The sequence below is a fragment of the Pseudanabaena sp. CCNP1317 genome (assembly GCF_034931345.1).
Taxonomy (GTDB): Bacteria; Cyanobacteriota; Cyanobacteriia; order Pseudanabaenales; family Pseudanabaenaceae; genus Pseudanabaena; species Pseudanabaena galeata.
The window spans coordinates 1-24,049 of record NZ_JAYGIF010000116.1 but is presented as its reverse complement, the minus strand read 5'-3'; the positions used below and the strand labels follow the sequence as shown (position 1 = coordinate 24,049).

Genomic DNA, 24,049 nt, shown 5'->3' with positions numbered 1-24,049 from the left:
ATTCACAAAGAGCAAAGTGAGGTTCGTATGAGTTCGGCTGTGGAACTGTGGCAACGTTATCAAGACTGGCTGTACTACCATTCAGAGTTAGGTCTTTACGTAGATATCAGTCGGATCAGGTTTACGCCAGACTTTGTGACAGAGATACAACCTAAGTTTGTCAAAGCTTTCGCAGATATGAAAGCATTAGAGTCAGGTGCGATCGCCAATCCCGATGAGCAACGTATGGTCGGACATTACTGGCTGCGCTCGCCTGAGATTGCCCCCACAGAAGCATTAAGTCAAGATATCACTGAGACTCTTGATCGCATCGAAGACTTTACCAAGAAGGTTCATGAAGGCAGCATCCACCCACCACAGGCTGCAAAGTTTACGGATATTCTGTCAATTGGTATCGGTGGTTCAGCATTAGGCCCCCAATTTGTCGCCCAATGCTTTGCGAAGGCGGATGTTCCCCTTAAAATCAGTTTCATCGACAACTCCGATCCCGATGGGATCGACTTAGTGCTTGACCTATTAGGCGATCGCCTCAGCACCACATTAGTATTGGTAATTTCTAAGTCTGGCGGTACTCCTGAAGCCGCCAATGGCATGAAAGAAGCCGAGTTTGCTTTTAAACAAGCAGGTTTAGATTTTGCGAAACAGGCGATCGCGATTACAGGTGTTGGTAGTGCGTTGGAGAAATACGCGATCGCTAATGGTTGGCTCGATCAGTTCCCCATGTATGACTGGATCGGTGGTCGAACCTCAGAACTATCGGCAGTTGGTTTATTGCCTGCGGCTCTGCAAGGCATTGATATTCGTGAATTGTTACGCGGTGCAAGTTTAATGGATGCAGCCACTCGCATTGAAGATGTTCGCCAAAACCCAGCGGCTCTTCTCGCGATGTCATGGTACTTTACGGGCAACGGTAAGGGCGAAAAAGACATGGTAGTTTTGCCCTACAAAGATCGGCTCCTGTTGTTTAGTCGCTATCTGCAACAACTGGTAATGGAATCTCTCGGTAAAGAGAATGATCTTGATGGCAATACGGTGTATCAGGGTATCGCTGTTTACGGTAATAAAGGATCTACGGATCAACATGCCTATGTACAACAACTGCGGGAAGGCGTTCCTAACTTTTTTGCAACTTTCATCGAAGTTTTACAGGACTCAGCTAAGCCTCATCCCGAAGTAGAAGAAGGTGTTGTCACGGGCGATTATTTGTTAGGGTTCTTGCAAGGTACACGTAGCGCTCTCTATGAAAATGGTAGGGACTCAATTACAGTGACGATCCCTTGTGTTTCTGAACTTACAGTTGGCGCATTGATTGCGCTATATGAACGTGCTGTGAGCTTTTATGCTTCGTTGGTGAATATCAATGCTTATCATCAACCAGGTGTTGAGGCTGGCAAAAAAGCTGGAGCAAAGGTACTTGCTTTACAAAAGAAACTTGTTGATGCTTTAAGAGCATCAGATGTGTCTCTCTCCCTAGAAGAAATTGCGAGCAGAATAGATGCTTTAGATGAGATTGAGTCTCTATATCACATTGCGCGTCATCTTCATGCCAATTGCAAAATTCTATTTGAAGGAGACCTATCAAAACCAACAACTTTAAAAATGATGTTGATCTTGTAAATCTCCATACAAAAAAACAAAGCGGCTTAGCCGCTTTGTTTTTTTAGAACCTTACTAGATTTGATTCTTTATCCCCTAAAGTGCGATCGCACTTTTGACGTTGGTATTATATTTAGAAATCTTAAAGTCACTATTTCATAAATTTTTGAACTAGCTTTACTATTTGTACAAAAGAATCTGCAAGAATATGAATTCTTACGTTTTATCCAGTTACAGAGGTTAAAAGTGAAGAAAATTTTACTTTTCTTTAGCGAACTCAATAATAGTGACCTTGACTGGTTTGTCCAGAAAGGCAAAAAGGAAACAATTGCGCCCGATCGCTTATTAATTCGCGAAGGTCAGATCAGTGAAGCTCTGTACATTGTTGTGAGTGGTTCGTTTAGTGTTGCGATTGAGTCTCAAGATCATAAAGAGCTTGCCAGAATTTCTGAAGGAGAAATAGTTGGTGAAGTATCTTTTATCGACACTCGACCTCCCCTTGCTAGTGTGCGATCGCTAGAAGAAAGCATTGTACTGTCAATCCCAAGAGTGCAACTTTTGTCGAAACTACAACAGGATACAAATTTTTCGTCACGACTTTATCGCGCTATCTGCCTTTGCCTTTCTGATCGCCTACGTGGTACTGTGAGCCGCCTTGGATATGGCTATGATCTAGATGATTTAGAATCTCATTTAGGTGGGTTTGGTCAGTCTATGCTCAGTAACTTAGAATTAGCCGAAGCCAAGTTTAACTGGTTGATCAAAAATGTACGTGGTTCTTAGACTTCCCCATATTTCTTGAGGCAGTATAAGTAGATGAACGTAATTAATTGCCGCCCCAAACAAATAAAGTTGCGACCCCTAGGGTCGCAACTTTATTTGTTTGGGTAACTACAAACATTTAGTAGCGTGACTATAGAGATTTAAGAAGTAAGAGAGTAAATTAAAATACATGAAAAATTGTAACGCCGAGAATTGATTCCACAACTGTCGCGACTAATAATCCTGTCCAAAATCTTCCTACGGCTCTACTGAAACCGAGGGCATTATCTTCACGACTTGCTGTAAAAAACATTGACCAAGCTTGGGTTTCACTTAGACGCGCAAATTGATTAAAGTCTTCACGAAAAGCGATCGGGGTAAAAAGTTTATCGCCACTAAAGTCAAATTTGGTTTCCATAGTTCTCTCATTAAGATTGAAAGTTACTTGATAAGTTACTTTTTTGATGAAATTATCTTAACAATTATTTACAATTAAGCGCAATATCTCTTAAGTGGGGTCTAAAAATATCAGAAGGCATAGAAAAAACAGATCATAAATCTGTTTTTTTGTTCTTCAAACCAAACTCAAAGACTTTTTGAAATTTGATAGCAATGTATAGCTATAGCCACCTGTATCAGTACAAATCAAAACCCAAATAGTGTGAGGCGGTGCTTCGCACCGCCTCACACTATTTGGGTTTGATGTCCTAACAAGAACGTCAGTTCGACAAAAGTGGAACGCTGAGATTGGGGCTTGGTCTCCAAGCCCTCTTTCTAACTTAACGCCAGTTCGATATTGCCATTTGCGTCGTGCTTTGCACGACGCAAATGGCAATATCGAACTGGCGTTAACAGAATGGCGACAGTTATAAGTTTTGCTTAAGGCATAAAACCAAAAAGATGAGTGGCAACGCAAAGCGCTGCCACTCATCTTTTTGGTTCTGCAAATTAATTTCAAAAAGCACCCTGAAGGTAATTTGATTGATAATTTCGGTAAATCAGATCTTTTTTGGGATTAATTTGCTTCGATTCGCATTAGAACTTGACCATACTCAACTGGTTGAGTATTTTCCACTAAAATTTCGACGATTTTGCCAGAAGATTCTGATTCGATCTCATTCATTAGCTTCATCGCTTCGATGATGCAAACTGTATGACCTTTTTTGACAGTATCGCCAATCTCCACAAAGGGAGCTTCGTCAGGACCTGGAGAACGATAAAACGTACCAACCATCGGTGACGTAATCTCAACAAGTTTTTTGGATGGAAGAGAGTCAGCAACTGTGGTGGTATGCACGACAGGGCTTGTAGCAGTGTGCTCGATCGCTGGCGAGTTTACGGCGGAGATGACCGCAGATGTTGGCATGGCAACGGGTATTGCCGAAACTCTAGTTTCGCTTTTACGGATGCTCAGACGGACATCACCTGATTCTAGCGTCAGTTCGGTAATATCCGTCTTATTTAGAATCGTGACTAATTCACGTACTTGATCTAAGCTAAATTCCACCTAATTTTCACGCCCCAAATACGTGTCTTCCCGAGTATCAATCTTAATGCGATCGCCAATATTCACAAATAGCGGAACATTGATCGATGCGCCAGTTTCCACCTTAGCAGCTTTGCTACCACCCGTTGCCGTATCACCCTTTAGTCCGGGATCAGTTTCAATTACTTCTAGTACAACCGTATTGGGCAACTCCACATCGATTACGCGATCGCCCCAGCGCACGACATTGACTTCCATGCCTTCTTTGATGTACTTGACACGACTACCGATCTGAGCCGAAGTCAAATTAGCTTCTTCATAGCTTTGCATATCCATAAAGACATAATCTTCTCCGTCTTTATAGGTATGCTGCATAGAGCTTTTTTCAAGAACAGCTTGAGGAACCATTTCCCCAGCTCTGAAAGTTCTTTCTAGGTTTTTACCTGTCATAGCGCTTTTTAGGGTGGTACGGACAAATGCCGAACCTTTGCCTGGCTTTACGTGTAAAAATTCAACTACACGCCAGACTTCGCCATCAAGTTCAATTGTTACGCCGGGTCGAAAATCGTTACTAGAGATCATTGCAGATTGAGTAATAGCCAGTGACAATTTTATCCTAGCGATGTAACCTTTGCGACAAAAAAAATTTAAACCTAACCAAAACCCAAAAGAGAGTTGCAGCGCTCCGAGCTGCAACTCTCTTTTGGGTTTTGGGTTTCAACTAAAATGGCGATAGGTATAAATCGGTTTTTGGAGAAATTTTACCGATGATTTAAAACCTAAAAAGACAAAGGCGCTTCGCAGCGCCTTTGTCTTTTTATCGTCAGTTCGATGAAAGCGAAAAATGGTAAGAATCGCTAAGCGATTCTTACCATTTTTCGTCATTTGCGTCGTGCTTCGCGCGACGCAAATGGCTATATCGAACTCACGTCTTTTTAGGTTTTATGTGCCGACAAAAATAGCATCGCCTACTTTTATGGCAATTGTTATAGAATTGAGTTTTTAGAGGAGTGATCGCTACATGTCAGTAAAAAAGCAGTTTGGTAGTTTTGATGAGCTATTAGAAAGTTCAGAATTGCCTGTTCTGGTAGACTTTTATGCGCCTTGGTGCGGTCCTTGCCAATTGATGACAGGGATTTTGGACAAGGTTAGTGAAAAGATGAAAGACAAAGTTCAAATTGTCAAGATCAATACTGATAATTACCCCGATCTCGCCTCACAGTACAAAGTTTATGCTTTGCCAACATTAGTTCTATTTAAAGATGGAGCGCCTGTTGATCGCGTTGAGGGGGTAATTCAAGCCGATCAACTATGCGATCGCCTAGCTGTTCACGCGTAATCAAAAAAGCGCCCACAAGGGAAGCACAGTAAAATAACGTCAGTTCGACGACAGCGAAAAATGGTAAGAATCGCTAAGCGATTCTTACCATTTTTCGCCATTTGCGGCGTGCTTCGCACGCCGCAAATGGCTATATCGAACTCACGTTAAAATAGAGAGCTAAATTTTTTGTGGCGCAGCGAAGCCGCACCACAAAAAATTTGGTTTTCTGTTAGACAAGACAGTCAGTAAGCTGTGCTAATAGTTCTTCGCGGTGCAAATTTCGCCCAATAATGACTAACTGATTGTTTAAAGCTTTACCACGATCATCAGTTTTGAGTTCGTAGCGCTTGCCACTCAGTTGAAAGACGTAGCGATTGTCAATATTCGCAAAGTACAAAATACCCTTGGCTCGGAAAACATCAATCGGTAATTGCTTATCTAAAAAGTTTTGAAACTTGTCAAGATCAAAGGGGCGATCGCTTTGAAATGAAATTGAGATAAACCCGTCGTTATCTAGGTGATGAGAATGGTGATGATGATCATGATCGTGATGCTCCTCTTGGCAATCGGCATCATGGCTGTGTTCATGGGCATGAGCGTGGTCGTGGTCGTGATGGGCGTGATCGCTATGATCGTGATGATCAGCCTCTTGAGTGGACGACCCAATAGTAAAGATCGCTGATTGGTCAATCTGGACATCTAGAATCAATGGCAGTGGCACAACGCCCAACTGAGATCGCAAAATCCGAGCTTTAGTTTTGGTCTTATTAATGTAAGCCTCTAGTTCTTGCAGCTTTTCTTCGCCAACTAGATCGGTTTTATTGAGAATGATAATGTCGCCATACATAATTTGGGAGTAGGCTGCCTCACTTTTGAAATGCTCAGAGGTAAAGGCTTCAGCATCAACTACCGTCAAAATCGAATCAAGGCGAGTCAAATGCTGCAACTCAGTACCTAAGAAAGTGAGCGCGATCGGTAAGGGATCAGCCACACCTGTAGTCTCAACAATCATGTAATCAATGCGATCGCTTTTTTCAAGGACGTTGTAAACAGCATCCACCAAGCCATCATTGATGGTGCAGCAGATACAGCCATTACTCAGTTCCATCATGTTTTCATCGATGGACACTAATAATTGACTATCAATGTTGATATCCCCAAACTCATTTACTAAAACTGCAACCTTTAAATCCTGTTGGTTTTGTAAAATGTGATTGAGTAAAGTGGTTTTGCCACTGCCCAAAAAACCTGTAATGATCGTAACGGGCATCCCCCGTTTGGGGACATCTACATCAATAACGGCGGATGTATTTTCTTGTTTAACAGTGCGATCGGAAGTGAGCATGGACTTTAGGCAAGAATAACTTTGAAGTTCATTTTAGCCGATTATCATAAGTGTGTGCCAATGTGAAAACTGCATCCAGTAGGGGGCACATTGGCATCATCTTTACTTTATGAGTTTTATGCCCTAATTTTACTTAGTATAGCTGTCGCCATTATTGTTAGGACATAAAACCCAAATAATGTGAGGCGGCGCTTCGCGCCGCCTCACATTATTTGGGTTTTGATTTGTCCTGATACAGGTGGCTATAGCTATAACTAGGCATAAGTAAGCTTAAAACCGAGAAGTTAGAGCCGCCCGATACGCAGATGGCTCTAACTTTGGTTTTGGGTTTTAACTATGCTGAACTACTTAGCAATAGATTTATTTAGCGCAAATCCCCATGTCAGCCACTAAAACTAGCTCTGCCCCCAGTCTAAACGATGTCCTATCAGCTCTAGAATTGCAGATGGAATCAGAAGAAGCAATTAATAAGTTGCCGTTAACTAGAGCATTAGAGCAATGTTTGGCATTCGCACAGGCTAATAATTGTATTGACCTTTCGGAATTAATTAAGCAAGAGCTTTATAGTTATAGTAGCCAGCCGCCTACATATCGATATGTACAATTGAGTTATTTTGATGTTGGTGGACAGGCTATCAATGGATTAGGTCAATACAGCGCTTATCCTGTGGTTACAGGAGTTTATAAATTAGAACTACATCTCAAAAATGGAATGACATTAATCTTGCCAAAACAGATTTTGACATTTTTATCACAAGTTTCGGGGCGCGAGGTGGACACTGGGCATGTCTCGCCAGCCGTGATTAATAGCCTTTTGGGAATTATTCGTAACGAAATCACCTGCAAAATCAGCAAAAACATGCTGAAGGAAGTCAATTAATTAAATCCAATCCAGATTGAGAGAAGGCATTAATCTTTGCAAGTTTTTTAAAGATTTCCCTTGCCAAGGTATGTTTTCCGAGCCTTGTACAGTAATCTTAATAGTCTCTTTTTGGCGAACTTTGATCACAAACTTAGATAGAACATTAATGCCTGAACTATTTAAAAATTCTAATTGACAGAGATTTAGAGTGATCTTTTTAGGGTTTTGTCCAATTACATTTTCTAAAATTTGGACAATTGGGGCATATTCTTCCGTACCTGCTAGACGTAAAGATCCTTGACAATAGATAACTGTATCTGCTTGTTCATACCAGACCCGATAATCATCTCCTTTAACTTCCATTCTTTGAAATTCTCCTAATACAAACTTGATTAATTTGATTAATGCGTTTAGTAACACTAACTAGAAAAGACTCAAATAGTTTCTGTAAATAGTTTCTGTTAAATAAGTCTCTAGAGAGGCAACTGCACCATTGTTGTTACTATTGTGGCGGGATTATTGTCAGAAATCTGTTCAAACTTCCAACCTAGGACTGCATCATAGTCCATAATCATGGTCAAATAGCCAAGTCCAGAACTTTCAGATTCATCAATGTCAACACTTTTTTCAACTTGGTTAATATACATCTCACCAACATCACCAGTGGTAATTTTTTGTAAGTAAGAATGAAAATTAGCGATCGCATCTTGATTAACACTATTTTTTGATATAAATATTAGGCGATCACTGAACAAATGTACTTCCAAATTAATTGGTTGTCCTGCACTTTTATCACTGTATTTCATTGCATTCTCCAGCAATTCATTAGCGACAAAACTAACTGCATGACGAACTTCAGTTTGTTTATTTAAGGCAGCACTAGTATCGCCTGGGAAAAAGTTTTTAACATAGTCTCCTAGGAAATCAGCTGAAAGCCCATTTGTCTTCCAGCGTAGCTGAATTGGTAGAGAGGATGGAGAAAATCCAAGAACCAAAAATTCGCTTCTTTCCGAAAAATCTTCTGTAAATTCTCCAAAGACTTGCGCCATAGTTAACGCCATTTTCAATGTTTATATTTATTGAGTATCTCTTAAGTAGGTTGCAATATTTTACAAAACCTTAACAAATCTATGATTTCTTTTACTACGTTTAGGGAAATGATGCAAGCTGCTACTTTACACAAATCATGAGAGATTAATTACAAACCCAAACCCTTAAGGTTGCACCCCTGTAGGGTGCAACCTTAAGGGTTTGGGTATTTATTCTGTGCGGGTACTTATGTCTACTCAAATTAACAATTCACAAAATCCCTACGATCGCGTTGCCTTAAAACAGTGGTTCATTTGTAAACGTGATACTGGTGTTTGCGAAATTGTCAACAGCGATCGCCGTGAGGAAATTTTAAATGCTGTAGAAACATGGGGAGCATTTACCTCTCAAGGTGAAGCGATCACCAAACAAGTCGGACTAATTCGCACTGGGAAGTGCAAACCCCAATAGGACTGAAGTCTTTGCGAAGCAATGAATTCAGTCCTATTGGCTTGAACTGGTATCAGTAACAAGTAGCCATGAGGCGCTACTATAATACGGGACTACATTTTGTGGGAATTTTTACGTCATGATATCCGTTTCCGCTCGATTTGAAGAACTGCGAGCTAAAGGGCAACCTGCTCTTATTCCATTCATTACGGCTGGTGATCCTAGCTTAGAGACGACAGCAAAAGCTTTGCGGGTCTTGGATCAAAATGGTGCGGACATGATCGAGCTTGGTGTACCTTACTCTGACCCACTTGCTGATGGGCCCGTAATTCAAGCCGCAGCGACAAGAGCCTTACAAAATGGGACAACCCTAGAAAAAGTTTTAGATGTTGTCCGAGTCGTTGCGCCAGAACTGCGATCGCCAATTATTTTATTTACCTACTACAATCCCATCTTGAATATGGGTGTAGAAAAGTTTTTGCAAACAATTTATGAAGCAGGAGCGCGTGGGCTAGTAGTTCCCGACTTACCTCTTGAAGAATCCCATGTTTTATTAGAACCTGCTCAAAAAGCAGGTATTGAAGTGATTTTGTTAATTGCGCCCACTAGTCCACCCGATCGCGTAGCCGCGATCGCCGCAAAGTCACAGGGTTTTATTTATGTGGTCAGCGCTACGGGTGTTACGGGCGTGCGTACTGAAGTTGCTAAGGGTGTCAAGACGATGATTGAGCAACTGAGAGTAATCACAGATAAACCGATCGCCGTTGGTTTTGGCATCTCGCAACCTGAACATGCCAAACAAGTGATCGATTGGAATGCTGATGGGGCGATCGTCGGTAGTGCGATGGTGCGGAAACTGGCAGAGCCTGATGGTGGCTTACATGCGATCGCTGAACTTTGTAAAACTCTCAAGCAATCTATTAGTAGAGATTAGAGGTTAGCGACTATTTTTTTGTGGTGTGGCTTTGCCACATCTCAAAAAAATGGTCATTACTTTTAGGGCTTAAAGATTAGGAAGTAGGTATTTAAGGCTTATGAATATTTTGATTGGTGTGGGTATTGCGATCGCGGTTTTGGGTGGTCTAGTTGCGCTGTTGTGGTTATTGTTTGAGTGGCAATACACCACTCGTCAAGGCAACTTACTAGAATTTGATAGTGGAATTTGGCAGTTTTTGACCTATGAGCCTGATCACTATCGTTTGGAATTGATACTAACGGCCACGAACAAAACTCGCAATTTGGATGTATTCCTAGTCGAAGTAGATCCTGTAATCTCGATATTGTCTAGTGACAGCCTTGATGGAATCAAAAGCCAAGTACAGTTGCGATCGCGCCATCCTAATGTCACCAGTCGAAATGACGACTATTGGGAATCATATATTGTTTCCCCTAATCACAGTACAGGGATTGAAATTCAGATTGACCTGAGTGGCAAAAACTTAGAAGAACTGAAAACTGTATGGGTAAGAGTTCATTACACAATTTACGGGCCCGCAGGACGCGAAGAAAAAGTCAAGCATTGCATTATCCCCTTACAGTTTCCTGATGCCAATCAAAGGGAACGTTGGCGACCCACACCCGACGCAGATGTGTTGCCCATCCGCACTCACATTTTATCGGCGGGAGATAATCCCGTAGAGGTGATGCAGCGCTATGTAATGAGTCATGCTCAAGCGGGTGATATTGTGACAATCGCCGAAACCCCGATCGCAATTATGCAAGGCAATTTCTATCATCCCAGTGACATTAAGCCCAAGTGGTTAGCCAAGCGTCTTTGCTACTACTTTAAAAGTACTTCCAGCCTCGCCACGGCTTGTGGTTTACAATCATTGATTAATGAGTCAGGGGCTTGGCGAGTTGCTTTTGCCTTTATTGTTGGGGCTTTAGCCAAAGCGTTTCTGCGATTGCCTGGGGTGTTTTATATGTTGGCTGGCGATCAGGCACGACTGATCGATGATGTGACAGGAACTTTGCCGCCCTATGATCAATTTATCGTTTTGGGTCCTAAAGATCCTCAAGCAGTGGTTGATGAGATCAAAGCAGGTACAGGACTAGAAGCCGCGATCGTCGATGTCAACGATTTGCGTCGGGTCAAAGTGTTGGCGGCAACTTCAGGAGCCTCCGAAAAGCTCCTCAACCAAGCATTATTAATGAATCCTGCGGGGAATGCTGCGGAACAGACTCCCATCGTCTTGATTCGCCCCAATGGTGGTGCATAAAAAACAGAGTGGCGGGGCTTTGCCCCGTGGCTCTGGACTGCTAAAAAGGGATAAGCCTCTCAAATTGTTTCTGGGTAAGCTTTTTACGGCTTTGCTACTCAATTACCATAAACTCTTACTGGATAAGCCTTGTAGCTATTAATCACTTCTTTAACAACCAGTGCCCTCAATTGGGAAGCTTTTACTTTAATCGGTAAGAATTAAGAAAGGGGCGCTTTGCGCCCCTTTCTTAATTCTTACAGCCCGTTGCGTCCCCAGACGACAAAAGCGATCGAAAGTGTAAACATACCAAGTACACCAAACCAACCCAATGACAAGATATCCATAGTTTCGCAACAATTTAAATAAATTTTTATTAGCATTATCATACGCTTTACAGTGCCAAAGAGAAAGCTGAAGCCCTAAAAGTCAGCAATTTTCATTGTAAAAATCGGCTTCATAATGAGAATTGCAGCCTAAAAGTCAATTTTATTGAAAGTCCGCCATCGGCGGACTTTCAATAAAATTGACTCTCGTAACAATGTTCAGTCGAATGTCCCTAGCAACTTTTTGCGAAGAAATGCAATCTTTATTAGTACCAAACTATCTTGTGGGTGTGCTAGTAGCAATCTAAGCTGCATACCATACCCACAAAGATCACTTTTCTAGAGGCGATCGCACCATGTTTTTGACCAAATTTTCACCGAAAAGGATTTTAGCTGTATCGGCTTGCTCTTGTTTAGCTGTAAGTACAGTAGCTTTACCATTTTCATTGAGTCTTTTGACATCTTCAGCCCAAGCCCAGTCACGCAGAGTGCGTTATGTTCCCCCCACCAATCTTGGTACTCCCATAGTCTCAACCCCTGGTATTACTCGTAGTGCTGGTTGTACTAATGAAAAATTTTGTCTAATTGGTCTAGTGCCAGACTTGGAAGTAAAAAACTCTCCAGTCCCTCTGACAATTTCAGAACGTCCTACAATTTATTTCCTGATCCCAGAATTTGATGGTGAAGTATCCTTCACATTATGGGAGGATGATATTAAGCTAGCGAAAGGTAAAAGAATTTACAGAGCTACTTTTTATCTTAAGAGTAAGGCTGGCATCATAGCTTTTAAGCTTCCTGAATATGTACAGGGTTTAAAACTTGATACAAGCTATGCATGGGAGTTTTCAAGGGTTCCTAGAATTGGAAATTTACAAGATTTAAAGGTAATTGGCACTATGAGAAGGGTTTTACCTAAACAGAATTTAGTCACTCAACTTAAAGAAGCTTCGCAGCCTATAGAGCGTGCAGCTCTGTTTGCTCAAGAGGGCCTATGGTATGAAACTGTGCAAACTTTAGCCGAAGCCATGCAAGATACCCCTAAAGATGCTGAGATTGTTGGAGAATGGAACGCACTGCTAAAGTCAGCTAATCTAAATCGGGTTCTTCCACATACGTTTGTGAAGACTAACGAGGCAAGGTCTGAGAGCATTGTCAAACCTAACAAAAACAACTATTAAAAACTCTGAGAGATAAGAAGAGGCGACGCAAGCGTCGCCCATTCTTATCTCTCAAAGCAAAGCCAAGATCTACTAATATTTTTTAAAATGACGATTGGCTCTCGAATAAAAAACTCCCTATGGAAATGGCGCGGGATTGCGATCGCTGCGCCCACAATTTCCCTATTGGTGATCGGCTTACGGCTAATTGGGGGGCTTGAAGCACTCGAATTAGCCATGCTCGATCAGTTTTTTCGATGGCGATCGCCTGAGCCAGAGGATCAGCGTATTGTGATTATTGGTATTGACGAAGCCGATATCCGTCAATACCAATGGCCAATTGGTGATGCTTTATTGACGCAATTATTAGATAAAGTAAGGCAGCAAAAGCCCCGTGCGATCGGCTTAGATATTGCCCGTGACAAAACCGATGATGTCGGCTATCCACAACTAGAACAGCTATTTAAGACTACTCCCAATTTAATTGGCGCTTATAAAGCACCTGATTTAGTTGCATCAAATTTCTCAGTTTCAGATATAAAACCGCCACCTGCGCTTGCCCAAGTCGAGCAAATTGGCGCAGTCAATCTTCCCCTTGATACGGATGGAAGGATTCGGCGAGGAATACTATCTTTGCTTTTACCCGATGGGAAAGTAGGGCTTAGTTTTGGTTTGCAGCTAGCCTTACTCTACTTAGATGGGGAACAAACCGTTCCCTTTGAGCAAGCGCTTAATCCATTCCCATTACGAGATAATGATGGGGGTTACGGTCGGATCGATGTAGGTGGACATCAATTTATAATTAATTACCGCCGATCACTTCAAGGCTTTCAGACCGTAAGAATGGCGGATATTTTAGAAGGAAAAATCGCCCCCGATCTCTTGCGCGATCGCATTGTGATGATTGGGGTAACTGCCGTAAGTTTGAGGGATTGGTTCTTCACTCCCCTTGACGGTGGACTGGGCAGTACCAGAATTTTGACATCGGGAGTGGAAGTACATGCTCAGATTGTGAGCCATATTCTCAGTAGTACCCTTGATGGACGAGTTGCAATTCAGTCATGGGAAGAGCATTGGGAATGGCTCTGGATTTTTGGTTGGTCACTAGTTGGCTCCACTTTGATTTGGCAATGGCGCAATACCAATATCAAGGAGCGCAAAATTCAGGCGATTATGTGGCGATCGCTGAGCATCTTAGTCTTAGCAAGCAGTCTATTTGCATCTTGCTTGACCGCACTAACCTATGGCTGGTGGTTGCCCTTTGTCCCTGCGGCGATCGCTTTTTTCGGTGGCGGTGTGATTGTCACTAGCTATTTAGCCATCACGGCGGCGCAAATTCGGACTTACTTTAGTCGCTATTTGACCGATGCTGTGGTTAAAAGTTTATTAGAAACACCTGAAGGACTAAAACTAGGAGGCGATCGCCGCAAAGTAACCATCCTCATGTGCGATCTACGGGGCTTTTCCACAATTTCTGAGAAGATGCCACCCGAAAAGGTTGTGGAAATTCTCAATGTGTTTTTAGGAACGATGACCGAGGCGATCGCCACTTATCAAGGCACAATTGATGAGTTTATTGGAGATGCAATTCTGGTGTTATTTGGTGCGCCGATTTATCGGGAAGATGATGCTGCAAGGGCTGTGGCTAGTGCGATCGCCATGCAATTAGCAATGCGATCGGTAAATGAGAAACTCACTCAAATGCAGTTGCCCGAAATCGCAATGGGAATCGGCATCAATACAGGTGAAGTCGTAGCAGGTAACATCGGTTCCCAATCTCGCGCTAAGTATGCTGTAGTTGGCAATCATGTCAATCTCACCGCCAGAATTGAATCCTATACTGTGGGAGGACAAATCTTAATTTCGGAAACGACCTATGCAGAAATACAGGAAATTGCCAAAACCAATGGCTCTATGGAGGTCGAGCCTAAAGGTGTATCGCATCCGATTTCAATCTACGATATTTGTGGAATTGGTGGCATCTATAATCTCGAACTTCCCTCTCTCAGTGATTCGTTGCAAATATTACCTACGCCTATTCCGATTACCTACCGCTTTTTAGAAGAGAAGCACTTAGGAACAGAGATATTTACGGGAGAATTACGACAGATATCGCCCTATGGAGCGGAGATTTTCTCGGATCAGGATGTTCCTGTATTAACCAATCTCAAACTCCATCTTCAAGTTTATGACCAAACCCAACAGCTAGAGATTGAAGGTGAAATCTATGCCAAAGTGTTAAAGCATCAACAATCTCATCATCAGCTACCCGAACAAGTCACATCGGAGATGCTGGTGCTAGACAATAAGTTAGCGATCGCTAATATCTCCCAACCGCGATCGCCATATACTAAAGTAATTTATGTACATTTCACCACAGTACCAACTAATCTAAAGGCGTGGCTCAAGTCAGTTGAGCCCAAAATATGAGTGGCGGCGCTTCACGCCGCCACTCATATTTTGGGTTTGATCTGTCCTAACTATCTCTTGCGTTGCTATGCGTATAGTGAGCTACTCATTATACCAATTCACAAAAGTGTGGCAACACTTCTGTGAATTAAAAACCAAACCCTGTAAGGGTTTTAAAAGCACAAAATGGCTACGCCATTTTGTGCTTTGGTATTAATCATCAGCATATGGTTCAACCTTAACTTCGGGACTATCGATCGCAGTCATTACAAAAAGGCGATCTTTGTAGCGGAAGATGAATGATGTTGGGCTGAGCCAACGCATAAACCAAAATCCATTAATCTCTTCTGTGAAGCCAAATTTTGCAACAAAAGTTTTGAGGTCAACCTTGCGTGCGTTGGTTACTTTTTTGCAACAGCCTTCCATCCCAAAGGTTACCTGCTCAATAAATACCACGTTATAAATATCCTCAAGAAGAATGACAACTCGATAAGCTTTTCCTTGAACCTTTGCATTGACATCACTTGCAAACCAATCAATTGGACTTTGAGAGAGTTGTACAATCCAAGGATAGTAATTCGTACTAGCTGGAGTTGTTTTGATAGCGACTGGCTCAGCAAATGCAGCACTAGGCATTATTGCCAGAAAAAGAAACACTAAAAGATGAAAGGGAGGTTTCATTGGCTTTACCATCACATATTTTGTGATTAGATGATGCGATTACATCAAAAGATGTTTCTTAAATTGATCATATAATTTTTCTTGCGATCGCAATCTCAATACAATCCCATGCAGCAAAACATTTACAAAATTCTTAGTCAAGCGCAACGACAACGTGTAAGTGATGGTGTCGTCACCTCAATTTTTGATAATTGTCCAGTTGCATTTCGCAAACTAATTTTAGTTTTACCACAACTAGGTGATTTTGATAGTCTCGAATATATTTGGTGGATACAGAGAGACATCGAACGCCTGAAATTAGCAGAAATCGCAGTTCGGGCAATTGGCATCGGCGATCGCCAATCGGGAGAATATTTTTGTAAATTTACAGGCTTTGATCCTAATTGGATGTTTGTCGATGCTACGGGAGAACTACATCGCCAATTAAATCTCTACTCAGGACTAACTACTAAATTCCCCCTATTATCATCAGGTCAAAGTGCTTGGGTCAATCTGATGCTGATGTGTGCAGGAATTGGCAGCCAAGGAACTTTGAAAGAAGTTTTTCGCGGTTATCGAGGTGATCGCCTTGCCCCACAACTCATCGGCGATCAAGAAATAATCAAAGCATCTCCATTACCAGCATTGAAAGGTTCTTTCTTTAAATGGGCTGGTGGTAGCGGATTCCAACGCCCCTTTGAACTAGCCACTTTACGATTGCGAAATATGGCAGAAGTTTTAGGAAATTGGAACGCCTATGTTCCCGATGCATCGTATATGACACAACGCGGCGGTACATTTTTATTTGATGCTCAAAACGTATTGCTTTATGAACATCGCGATCGCGGCATTTTAGGATTTGCTGCTAACCCCAGATATCCCCTGTCATTTCTATTTACCGATCCAGCCGCTCGACCAAATAATCAAGAAATAATCAACGCCTAAGCCTTTTCCTCAAAGTCAGGAGCATAGGCTTGGAGGAGATTGCTAAGCTGCGAAAGTACTGAATCTTTGTTGACCGAGCCAAAAGTAGAGCGATCGGGGAAGAATTCAGGACGATCTAGGTTGCGATCGATCGCTTCCTTGACCTGCTGGGCGATCAAATGTTGGAGATCAGCAAGCGCTCTGTCCCGTTGATAATTAGCCCCTTGCTCAGTAGTGGCGTACAAAGGCGGCAAACGATTGAGCGCATAGGCGGCAATATCCCCCAAATCCAAAACTTTATTAGTATTGGCTTCGATCTCAGCGACCCTTGCCACAGCTTCACTCAAAACCAATTCTTCCATGACGTTGATAAATTGCTTGCGAGGTACAGCAACGACTTCCCCCGTAAGCAATGCACCCATCAATCGATCAAGAGCCATATACTCTTCAACTGATAGCTCAAACGCGCTATCGCAAATCCGCCCCACTTCGGCTTCCATCGCAGGAGTCAGGTAGCCATCTTGTAAAGCCTGTTCAACAATAGACTCAATGCTGGTCTTTTCTAGCTTTTCCACTGTTATCTCTTTAATAACGCAACACTAAGGTACTTCAATAGGAATAATCGTATATTCGGGTAGAGACATCTGAAAATGCTCTTTTTGGCTGAGCAGGATTACCAGCCGTGCCACAGACTGGGGCTTAACTGCCAAATCGCTCCAAGGTATAGCAATTTCTAGACATTGCTCAAAACCTATTTTTGTATGAGTCGCGATAGTTTCCCATTGAAATTTTTCTGTAGATTCTTGAAGTTTGACTGACTTATCAGCAAAATCGATCGCTAGATGATGGCGAAATAAATAATTTAGCGGCGATACGTCAGGCATATCAAGAAGTTCCACAGGACTGTTGGGATGAATCCGACTAGGATAAAACCACAACAAGTGTAGTTTACTTTGGGAGACGCTCTCTAGATTACTAAATTCTAGGCGTAAGTAGCAATAAAAATGATCGTAACCATACCATAGACGCTTGACAGGTGTATTTTGGTGCATCGCCCCCCGCGCCCCGCTGATTTCGATTTTACCAGCACCTTGCCAGTCGTCACTTTCAAAGCGACCATTAATCATCGGCTCAATCAGCCCTGTCGGACGATCGCTAGTAGATACATCGTGAGGCTCAAGGGGATAGAGCAAAGCATGGGGGACAGGCTCATTGAGGGCGCGATAAATTACCTGCAAATGTTCACGAAATAGGCGATCGAACATCGCGTCATCGTTGGAGCTATGCCCTTCACCAAACCACCAAAACCAATCTGAGCCTTCCGCAGCCATTAGGCTTTCCCATGCTTCAGGATTATTCTCTGGAGTCGCTTCATGATGATCTGCCAAGACATGCCGCGCTTCAGCCAGCAACTCCCAAGCCCGATTTTTAACAGGATCACCAATCCATGTCGTAAAGCTAGAGTCAATCCATGAGCCACTATGCAACTGATGCGGTGGAATTTTATCGATCGGTGGGAATTTGTCTAAATATTCCGATGGTGTTACCAGTTTTAAATTTTCGTTGTTAGACAAATTCTCATACAGCGTCTGCAAGAAAGGGTTGCCATCTTGAGGATAAAATTCCCAACAGTTTTCGCCATCAAGGGCGATCGTCACTAACCAAGGCTTACCTTCAGGATGCTCGGCTAAATATTCATTTTGCTGCCTTTGAATTGTCATCAAGCGATCGCATAGGTCATCGCTAGCAGCTTGGGGCAACAAGGCTCCGTAGCTAAAGCCAATCAAGTCCGAAAGCAGGCGATCACGAAAAATAATAGCCAAGTCCCCGTGAATAGTTTCAAGGCGATAGGGTTGATAGAGCAGGTGCGGTGCGTCAATCGCTCCCCGCTCATCACGACGGAAATAATGTCCCAGACTCCAACCTAATACGCCTTCATCTGAGCATAGCCACGAGAAGCCCTGCTTAGAAACATGGGGCAAGATCGCGGGGCTGACGGACTGCTCTGAGGGCCATAAACCTCTGGGATCGCAGCTAAAGTGTTGGCGATAGACTTCCTTGGCTTTTTCGAGATGCAATGCAATATCAGGCTCATGCCGAAAGCGATGATTGGGCAAATACATTTGCGGCACGGCGATCCGTCCTGCCTGCGTGTCAGCCAAAAGCGGCATGATCGGATGCGTATAAGGCGTAGTCGTGATTTCTAGTTGTCCAGTTTTTTGCATGAGCCGATGCTGAGGCAAAATCCGCGAAATAATCTCACGCTGCTTGCTATAAATTCTTTGGCGATCAGCTAAGGTGAAATCTTTGCCGCGATCGTACCATTCAGCAATTTCAGGATCGGCTTCGCGAAAGAGGGGATCAATCCATGCCAAGTTGTGCCAAGCCAGTAAGTCACTAAAATCAGGTGCTAGCCAATTATTAACACACCACTCGATCCCATAGGCTTGCCTTTGCGCCAACAAGTCGGCATAGCGATGATATGGCTCAATCATCGTCTGATGATTGGCATCAAAGAAATGCTCAACGATGAAATGTTTTTGCGATCGCGTTAGGGTATCTACAGGGGTCAGGGTTAGTGCTAAATAAGGATCAAATGCTTTCCCCTCAACATAATCTTGCAGTTGTAGAATAAGAGATGGCACTAGATTGATCGTTTGATGTAGTTTTGGATATCTTGACAACATCAACGCCAGATCTAAGTAATCTTTTACGCCATGCAACCTCACCCAAGGCAAATGGTATTTGCCTGCGATCGCGCTTTTATAGAGAGGTTGATGTTGGTGCCAGATAAATGCGATATGTAGAGGATATGACATAGGATGACTGGCAATATGACTGGCGATACTTCTAGAAATTGTGACACACCTAATCCTAGTTCGATCCAAATAATTTGTATAAAGCTGTGTACGGTTAGCCTCGGTATTAGCCTTAGTATCAGCCTAATGGGTTGTGCGCCTGCTTCTACGGAAGTGCCGAAGCCGTCATCTCCGTCAGCAACTCCCACAATATCATCACCTACATCCCAGACTATTGCACCTCAAACTAAACTCAAACCAGTTTCTGAACTGGCTCAATACTTGCCAATTACTGCCACAGCAACCATTGCAGGACGCGAAATTCAGTTAGAGGTAGCCAGTACTTTCAAGGAGCAGGAAAGAGGATTAATGTTTCGTCCCCCTTTACCTGACGATCGCGGCATGTTATTTCCCTTTACGCCTGCACGTCCCACCGCTTTTTGGATGAAAAATACACCTTCGCCCCTTGATATTATTTTCTTACTTGACGGTGAAGTGAAAGAGATCGCCCGCAATGTGACGACTTGCCAAAGCGATCCCTGTCCGATTTATCCTGAGGGTGGTGTTATCGCTGATAACGTGATTGAGGTGAGGGCTGGGCTGACCCAAGAACTTGGTTTAAAAGAAGGCGATCGGGTTTCTGTTAAATTCTTGTTGCCAAAAAATCAATGACCACTATAATTCTAGAGTCTGAAATTATTTGTCAATAAATATTTTGCAAAGCAATATTTTTATTGACAAGTAAATAAATCCCAAAATGTTCAAAACTACTTGGTAATTTCTCCCCGAAAGTGCTAAAAGTAGCAGTGGTGAATCTTGAGTGAAAGAAGAGTTAAAAAAATGACAGCTAGCAGAGTGAGAAGTCCTGAACCACAAAGATCTCCTCAGCCTCTCGATCGCAAGAGCAAACGAGGGCAAGCGAGTCGTCAGCCAGCCAATAATCGCAACGTTAAGCGGCTGCCAAGAACTAACTCGTTTCCTTTACCTCTGTGGTTGCGAGTTTTGATAACTACGCAAAAACTTTCGATCGCCGCCACTGTTTTACTCACAATTTCGTTATTTGTCATCTACGGCTGGACTGTATATGCCCAAGAGCAGTGGAATCAACAATATGAAAAGCTTGAACAACTCAAACGCCAAGAAAGACAATTAACCAATGCGGCTGGCTCCTTTGATAACGAGATGCTGCAATCGGTGCAAAAGAGACCAAGAGATCTGGTGCGCGAGAGTCCTGAGAAATCAATTTTTTTGCAAGCTGCTCCTTTGCGCCCCAAGCGTGAAGTTCCGTCTAATGTTTCTGAGCTACCTAAAGATAAAAATAACGAAAGTTTAGGGTATTAACGAAATAAGGGGCGCTTTGCGCCCCTTATTTCGTATAAAACCTGATGTTACGTGGAATGAAGATTGCCCTCACCCCCCAGCCCCCTCTTCCAGAGAGGAGAGGGGGAGCAAAATCCAGAAAATTCTTGTTCCCCTCGCCCTTGGGGCTAGGGGTGAGGGTCTTAGAAACTTCCACCTGACACATAGAAAGAAAAAACTCGCTGAGCGAGTTTTTTCTTTCTATGTGTCAGGTTAGTTAGTAGGAACTTCGCGTGGTTAAATACAGACAGTTTGTTAGTGATTAATTTTTGCTGCAAAGCACCAAAAATTAATCACTAAAATTTTTAGATATTTGTAACTAAGCATTATGTGTGGAATTGTTGGCTACATCGGACATCGCTCGGCAAATGAAGTTTTAATCTCAGGGTTACGCAAACTTGAATATCGCGGCTACGACTCCGCAGGCGTAGCCACAATTCCCCTACTTGATCGCCCAGCCGATCGCAGTTTGCATCGGGTCAGAGCCAAGGGTAAGCTCATCCAACTCGAAGAAAAGTTAAATGCCGATACTGCCCCTCTAGCACCAATTGGCATTGGTCACACACGCTGGGCAACTCATGGCAAACCTGAAGAGCATAACGCCCATCCTCACACCAATACAATGGGTAACCTTGCCGTTGTCCAAAATGGAATTGTAGAGAACTATCACCTGCTACGAACTGATTTAAAAGCGCTGGGTCATATTTTTGTCAGTGAAACAGATACAGAAGTGATTCCCCATATGATTGCGGAATTTCTCACGCAATTAGAGAAACAAGGCAATATTATTCCTGACAAGTCGCCTTCGGTGCTATTTGAAGCTGTGCGACTAACGGTTGGGAAATTGCAAGGAGCCTATGCGATCGCCGTTATCCATGCTGACTATCCCGACGAATTAGTGGTTGTGCGTCAACAGGCTCCCCTTGTGATTGGGATTGGTAAAGATGAGAACTTCTGTGCTTCCGACACCCCTGCGTTGGTTGCCTATACCCGCACAGTGATTCCCTTAGAAAATGGAGAAATTGCGCGACTAACTAGAGAATCGGTGCAGGTCTATAACGCCAAAGGCGATCGCCTCCGTCGTGCGCCCCAAACTCTGAACTGGAATCCGACAATGGTGGAGAAGCAGGGCTTTAAGCACTATATGCTTAAGGAAATCTATGAGCAACCAGGGGTGTTTCGTGCAGGATTAGCCAGTTACATCAGCGAAACAAATTGTATTCAGTTAGGTTTGCCAACTGGTTTTATCGACCAGATTGAACGGGTGGAAATTATTGCTTGTGGAACTAGTTGGCACGCTTCTTTAGTTGGTAAGTATTTACTAGAGCAGCTTGCGGGTGTTCCGACTAGCGTCCAATATGCTTCGGAATATCGCTATTCGCCACCTCCTTCCTTGAAGAATACCCTCGTCATCGGTGTGACTCAATCGGGTGAAACGGCGGATACATTAGCCGCTTTGGAACTTGCCAAATCCAGAGGCGATCGCTGCCTTGGTATTACCAATCGTGTGGAAAGTTCGATTGGACGAATTTCTGACGCGGTGATTGATACCCAAGCAGGAATTGAGATTGGTGTGGCTGCCACGAAAACCTTTGTTGCTCAACTGCTGATGTTCTATTTACTAGCCATAGAATTTGGTATTGCAAAGGGTGCATTAACTGAAGAGAAAGCGCAAGAAATCATCGAAGGATTGCGGCAACTCCCCGCCTATATGGAACGGATTCTTGAAAGCCAAGAGCGTTACATTGAGGATCTTTCCCGTCAGTTTACTCATACTAAGGATTTTATTTTCTTAGGTCGTGGGATTAACTTCCCGATCGCCCTCGAAGGTGCGCTCAAACTCAAGGAAATCAGCTACATTCATGCTGAGGGTTATCCCGCAGGTGAGATGAAGCATGGACCGATCGCATTGCTGGATGAAGATGTGCCTGTCGTAGCGATCGCTACCCCTGGGGCTGTATATGAAAAGGTTCTCTCAAATTCGCAAGAGGCAAAGGCTAGAGATGCGAAATTGATTGGTGTTGCACCGCTCGACGATCCTGCGGCGCATGAGGTGTTTGATCACATTTTGCCGATTCCTGTAGTTGATGAGATTTTCTCGCCAATTCTTACTGTGATTCCTTTGCAGTTGCTGTCCTATCATGTGGCGGCACATCGCGGCTTAGATGTCGATCAACCCCGAAATCTCGCCAAATCTGTCACTGTTGAATAGATCAAAGGGCGGCGCAATGCGCCGCCCTTTGATCTATTCGAGTAAAGTGGTAATCAAAATTTTTATGGACAAATATAATCGTCGAAAATTTTTACTTCAGGCTCGCAACTTGACCTATGTTGGGGCAACAAGTTGGCTTTGTGCCTGTGGAGGCGCATTTAGTAACTCTGATGATCGCACAGCCAATCCATCACCAAACAATAGCGAAGATAAGCAGCAAATCATTGTCATTGGTGCAGGTATTGCAGGTATCACGGCTGCCCAAAAATTACAGGCTCAAGGATATCAGGTAATTATCCTCGAAGGACGTGATCGCATTGGTGGCAGGATTTGGACAGATAATTCTTTAGGTTTTCCTTTGGATCTCGGTGCTGCATGGATTCATACCATTGATGGAAATCCTCTCTCTCCTTTAGTCAAACAATTTGGTATCGAGACAGTGATCTCTGATATTGAATCACAATGGATTTATAAAGATGTCAGCCAACTGCTGAGTAAATCTGATGAATTGCTTATAAACAGTGCTTTTCAAGCATTTATGGATAGGGTTAACCATCTAAAAAAGGCTCCTCAATCATTACAGCAAACCACCCTAGCAGATGTCGCTCAACAAATAATTGATTCAGAAGAACTTACAGGAATTACTCTTAAGGGCTTTCGAGCAATTCTATCTTCGGCGATTGAGAGTGAATTTGGAGAAGATATTGCGAATTTAGGAATTAAGGGTTTTGAGGAAGATTCAGAATTTGCAGGAGCAGATGTAGTTTTTCCGCAAGGTTATATACAGCTTGTACAGGCTCTATCCAAAGATTTAGATATTCGGACTAAGCATCTTGTGCAGCAGATTGCCTATGATGATAGTGGCGTACAAGTGACCACCGATCGCGGAGTTTTTAGTGGTTCGCAGGTGATTGTCACGGTTCCATTGGGTGTAATGAAACGGGGTTCTATTAGGTTTTCACCAGCATTGCCCGAAGAGAAGATAGCAGCAATTGAACGATTGGGTATGGGCGCATTAAATAAATTAGTACTAAGTACAGGACAAAAATTTAATGGAGTTGAAGAAAGCCTCGGAATTGAGATGGATGTCAAAGATGATATGACGCAGAAAATCAAAACCAAGACGAAAAATGCTTTTAGGTAAGCGACCGTGCT

The 24,049-nt window shown here is 43.0% G+C and carries 24 protein-coding genes; 14 read left to right on the top strand and 10 right to left on the bottom strand.

Annotation, left to right across the window (positions count from 1 at the left end; all coding sequences use genetic code 11):
• The first annotated feature begins 27 nt into the window (after window positions 1-27).
• Window positions 28-1,617: a glucose-6-phosphate isomerase gene (locus VB775_RS21420; RefSeq protein ID WP_281007667.1), complete on the top strand. Its 1,590-nt coding sequence runs from the start codon at window positions 28-30 to the stop codon at window positions 1,615-1,617.
• A gap of 225 nt (window positions 1,618-1,842) precedes the next feature.
• Window positions 1,843-2,379 (top strand): cyclic nucleotide-binding domain-containing protein, encoded by a 537-nt coding sequence (locus VB775_RS21415; protein WP_190576418.1) that lies wholly within the window; start codon window positions 1,843-1,845, stop codon window positions 2,377-2,379.
• Between the two features lie 160 nt (window positions 2,380-2,539).
• On the opposite strand, the gene VB775_RS21410 is transcribed toward VB775_RS21415, so the two are convergent.
• The 3 genes from VB775_RS21410 to efp form a co-directional block, all read right to left on the bottom strand.
• Window positions 2,540-2,776, bottom strand: a complete 237-nt coding sequence (locus VB775_RS21410; RefSeq protein WP_281007666.1) for a hypothetical protein — start codon at window positions 2,774-2,776, stop codon at window positions 2,540-2,542.
• A gap of 597 nt (window positions 2,777-3,373) precedes the next feature.
• Entirely contained in the window at window positions 3,374-3,865 is a 492-nt protein-coding gene (accB, locus tag VB775_RS21405; RefSeq protein ID WP_281007665.1) for an acetyl-CoA carboxylase biotin carboxyl carrier protein, read from the bottom strand.
• Entirely contained in the window at window positions 3,866-4,426 is a 561-nt protein-coding gene (gene efp, locus VB775_RS21400; RefSeq protein WP_190576698.1) for an elongation factor P, read from the bottom strand.
• A gap of 439 nt (window positions 4,427-4,865) precedes the next feature.
• On the opposite strand from efp, the gene trxA reads away from it, so the two are divergent.
• Entirely contained in the window at window positions 4,866-5,183 is a 318-nt protein-coding gene (gene trxA, locus VB775_RS21395; RefSeq protein WP_094528793.1) for a thioredoxin, read from the top strand.
• 211 nt (window positions 5,184-5,394) lie between these two features.
• Here trxA and VB775_RS21390 read toward each other — a convergent pair whose 3' ends face one another.
• Window positions 5,395-6,510, bottom strand: coding sequence for a CobW family GTP-binding protein (locus tag VB775_RS21390; RefSeq protein WP_281007664.1), 1,116 nt, complete (start codon window positions 6,508-6,510; stop codon window positions 5,395-5,397).
• Window positions 6,511-6,889: 379 nt separating this feature from the next.
• On the opposite strand from VB775_RS21390, the gene VB775_RS21385 reads away from it, so the two are divergent.
• Window positions 6,890-7,390: a hypothetical protein gene (locus tag VB775_RS21385; protein ID WP_281007663.1), complete on the top strand. Its 501-nt coding sequence runs from the start codon at window positions 6,890-6,892 to the stop codon at window positions 7,388-7,390.
• Here VB775_RS21385 and VB775_RS21380 read toward each other — a convergent pair whose 3' ends face one another.
• Both VB775_RS21380 and VB775_RS21375 read right to left on the bottom strand, forming a co-directional pair.
• On the bottom strand, window positions 7,391-7,735 hold the full coding sequence (locus tag VB775_RS21380; RefSeq protein ID WP_281007662.1) for a slr1659 superfamily regulator: 345 nt from the start codon (window positions 7,733-7,735) through the stop codon (window positions 7,391-7,393).
• A gap of 110 nt (window positions 7,736-7,845) precedes the next feature.
• Window positions 7,846-8,421 carry a DUF6272 family protein gene (locus VB775_RS21375; RefSeq protein ID WP_281007661.1) on the bottom strand — a complete coding sequence of 192 codons (576 nt, stop codon included), beginning with the start codon at window positions 8,419-8,421 and terminating at the stop codon, window positions 7,846-7,848.
• A 229-nt stretch (window positions 8,422-8,650) separates the two neighbouring features.
• Between VB775_RS21375 and VB775_RS21370 the strand changes: the two genes are divergently transcribed.
• The 3 genes from VB775_RS21370 to VB775_RS21360 all read left to right on the top strand — a co-directional run bounded on the left by VB775_RS21370 (window position 8,651) and on the right by VB775_RS21360 (window position 11,070).
• A complete protein-coding gene (locus VB775_RS21370; RefSeq protein ID WP_281007660.1) occupies window positions 8,651-8,872 on the top strand; it encodes a DDE transposase family protein in 222 nt (73 codons plus the stop codon).
• Between the two features lie 118 nt (window positions 8,873-8,990).
• Window positions 8,991-9,785, top strand: coding sequence for a tryptophan synthase subunit alpha (trpA, locus tag VB775_RS21365; protein WP_281007658.1), 795 nt, complete (start codon window positions 8,991-8,993; stop codon window positions 9,783-9,785).
• A 100-nt stretch (window positions 9,786-9,885) separates the two neighbouring features.
• The gene (locus VB775_RS21360) at window positions 9,886-11,070 is read left to right on the top strand and encodes a F420-0:Gamma-glutamyl ligase (protein WP_281007657.1); all 1,185 of its coding nucleotides are present in this window, start codon (window positions 9,886-9,888) and stop codon (window positions 11,068-11,070) included.
• 236 nt (window positions 11,071-11,306) lie between these two features.
• Here the strand turns inward: VB775_RS21360 and VB775_RS21355 are convergent, their stop codons facing one another.
• Window positions 11,307-11,396 (bottom strand): cytochrome b6-f complex subunit PetN, encoded by a 90-nt coding sequence (locus VB775_RS21355; RefSeq protein ID WP_094535177.1) that lies wholly within the window; start codon window positions 11,394-11,396, stop codon window positions 11,307-11,309.
• A 335-nt stretch (window positions 11,397-11,731) separates the two neighbouring features.
• Between VB775_RS21355 and VB775_RS21350 the strand changes: the two genes are divergently transcribed.
• Entirely contained in the window at window positions 11,732-12,553 is an 822-nt protein-coding gene (locus VB775_RS21350; RefSeq protein ID WP_281007656.1) for a DUF928 domain-containing protein, read from the top strand.
• An 87-nt stretch (window positions 12,554-12,640) separates the two neighbouring features.
• Window positions 12,641-14,962, top strand: a complete 2,322-nt coding sequence (locus tag VB775_RS21345; protein ID WP_281007655.1) for a CHASE2 domain-containing protein — start codon at window positions 12,641-12,643, stop codon at window positions 14,960-14,962.
• 192 nt (window positions 14,963-15,154) lie between these two features.
• Here the strand turns inward: VB775_RS21345 and VB775_RS21340 are convergent, their stop codons facing one another.
• Complete coding sequence (locus VB775_RS21340) at window positions 15,155-15,577, bottom strand: hypothetical protein (protein ID WP_281007654.1); 423 nt, start codon at window positions 15,575-15,577, stop codon at window positions 15,155-15,157.
• A 153-nt stretch (window positions 15,578-15,730) separates the two neighbouring features.
• On the opposite strand from VB775_RS21340, the gene VB775_RS21335 reads away from it, so the two are divergent.
• Complete coding sequence (locus tag VB775_RS21335; protein WP_281007653.1) at window positions 15,731-16,546, top strand: peroxiredoxin-like family protein; 816 nt, start codon at window positions 15,731-15,733, stop codon at window positions 16,544-16,546.
• Here VB775_RS21335 and VB775_RS21330 read toward each other — a convergent pair.
• Entirely contained in the window at window positions 16,543-17,025 is a 483-nt protein-coding gene (locus VB775_RS21330; protein WP_407072952.1) for a late competence development ComFB family protein, read from the bottom strand. The genes VB775_RS21335 and VB775_RS21330 overlap by 4 nt on opposite strands.
• 99 nt (window positions 17,026-17,124) lie before the next feature.
• Window positions 17,125-19,344 (bottom strand): glycoside hydrolase, encoded by a 2,220-nt coding sequence (locus VB775_RS21325; protein WP_281007651.1) that lies wholly within the window; start codon window positions 19,342-19,344, stop codon window positions 17,125-17,127.
• A gap of 3 nt (window positions 19,345-19,347) precedes the next feature.
• On the opposite strand from VB775_RS21325, the gene VB775_RS21320 reads away from it, so the two are divergent.
• The 4 genes from VB775_RS21320 (at window position 19,348) to VB775_RS21305 (ending at window position 24,038) form a co-directional block, all read left to right on the top strand.
• Entirely contained in the window at window positions 19,348-19,995 is a 648-nt protein-coding gene (locus VB775_RS21320; RefSeq protein ID WP_281007650.1) for a DUF192 domain-containing protein, read from the top strand.
• Between the two features lie 168 nt (window positions 19,996-20,163).
• On the top strand, window positions 20,164-20,664 hold the full coding sequence (locus VB775_RS21315; RefSeq protein WP_281007649.1) for a hypothetical protein: 501 nt from the start codon (window positions 20,164-20,166) through the stop codon (window positions 20,662-20,664).
• A gap of 346 nt (window positions 20,665-21,010) precedes the next feature.
• Window positions 21,011-22,894 (top strand): glutamine--fructose-6-phosphate transaminase (isomerizing), encoded by a 1,884-nt coding sequence (gene glmS / locus VB775_RS21310; RefSeq protein WP_281007648.1) that lies wholly within the window; start codon window positions 21,011-21,013, stop codon window positions 22,892-22,894.
• Window positions 22,895-22,958: 64 nt separating this feature from the next.
• Window positions 22,959-24,038, top strand: a complete 1,080-nt coding sequence (locus VB775_RS21305) for a flavin monoamine oxidase family protein (protein WP_281007647.1) — start codon at window positions 22,959-22,961, stop codon at window positions 24,036-24,038.
• The last annotated feature ends 11 nt before the right edge of the window (window positions 24,039-24,049 follow it).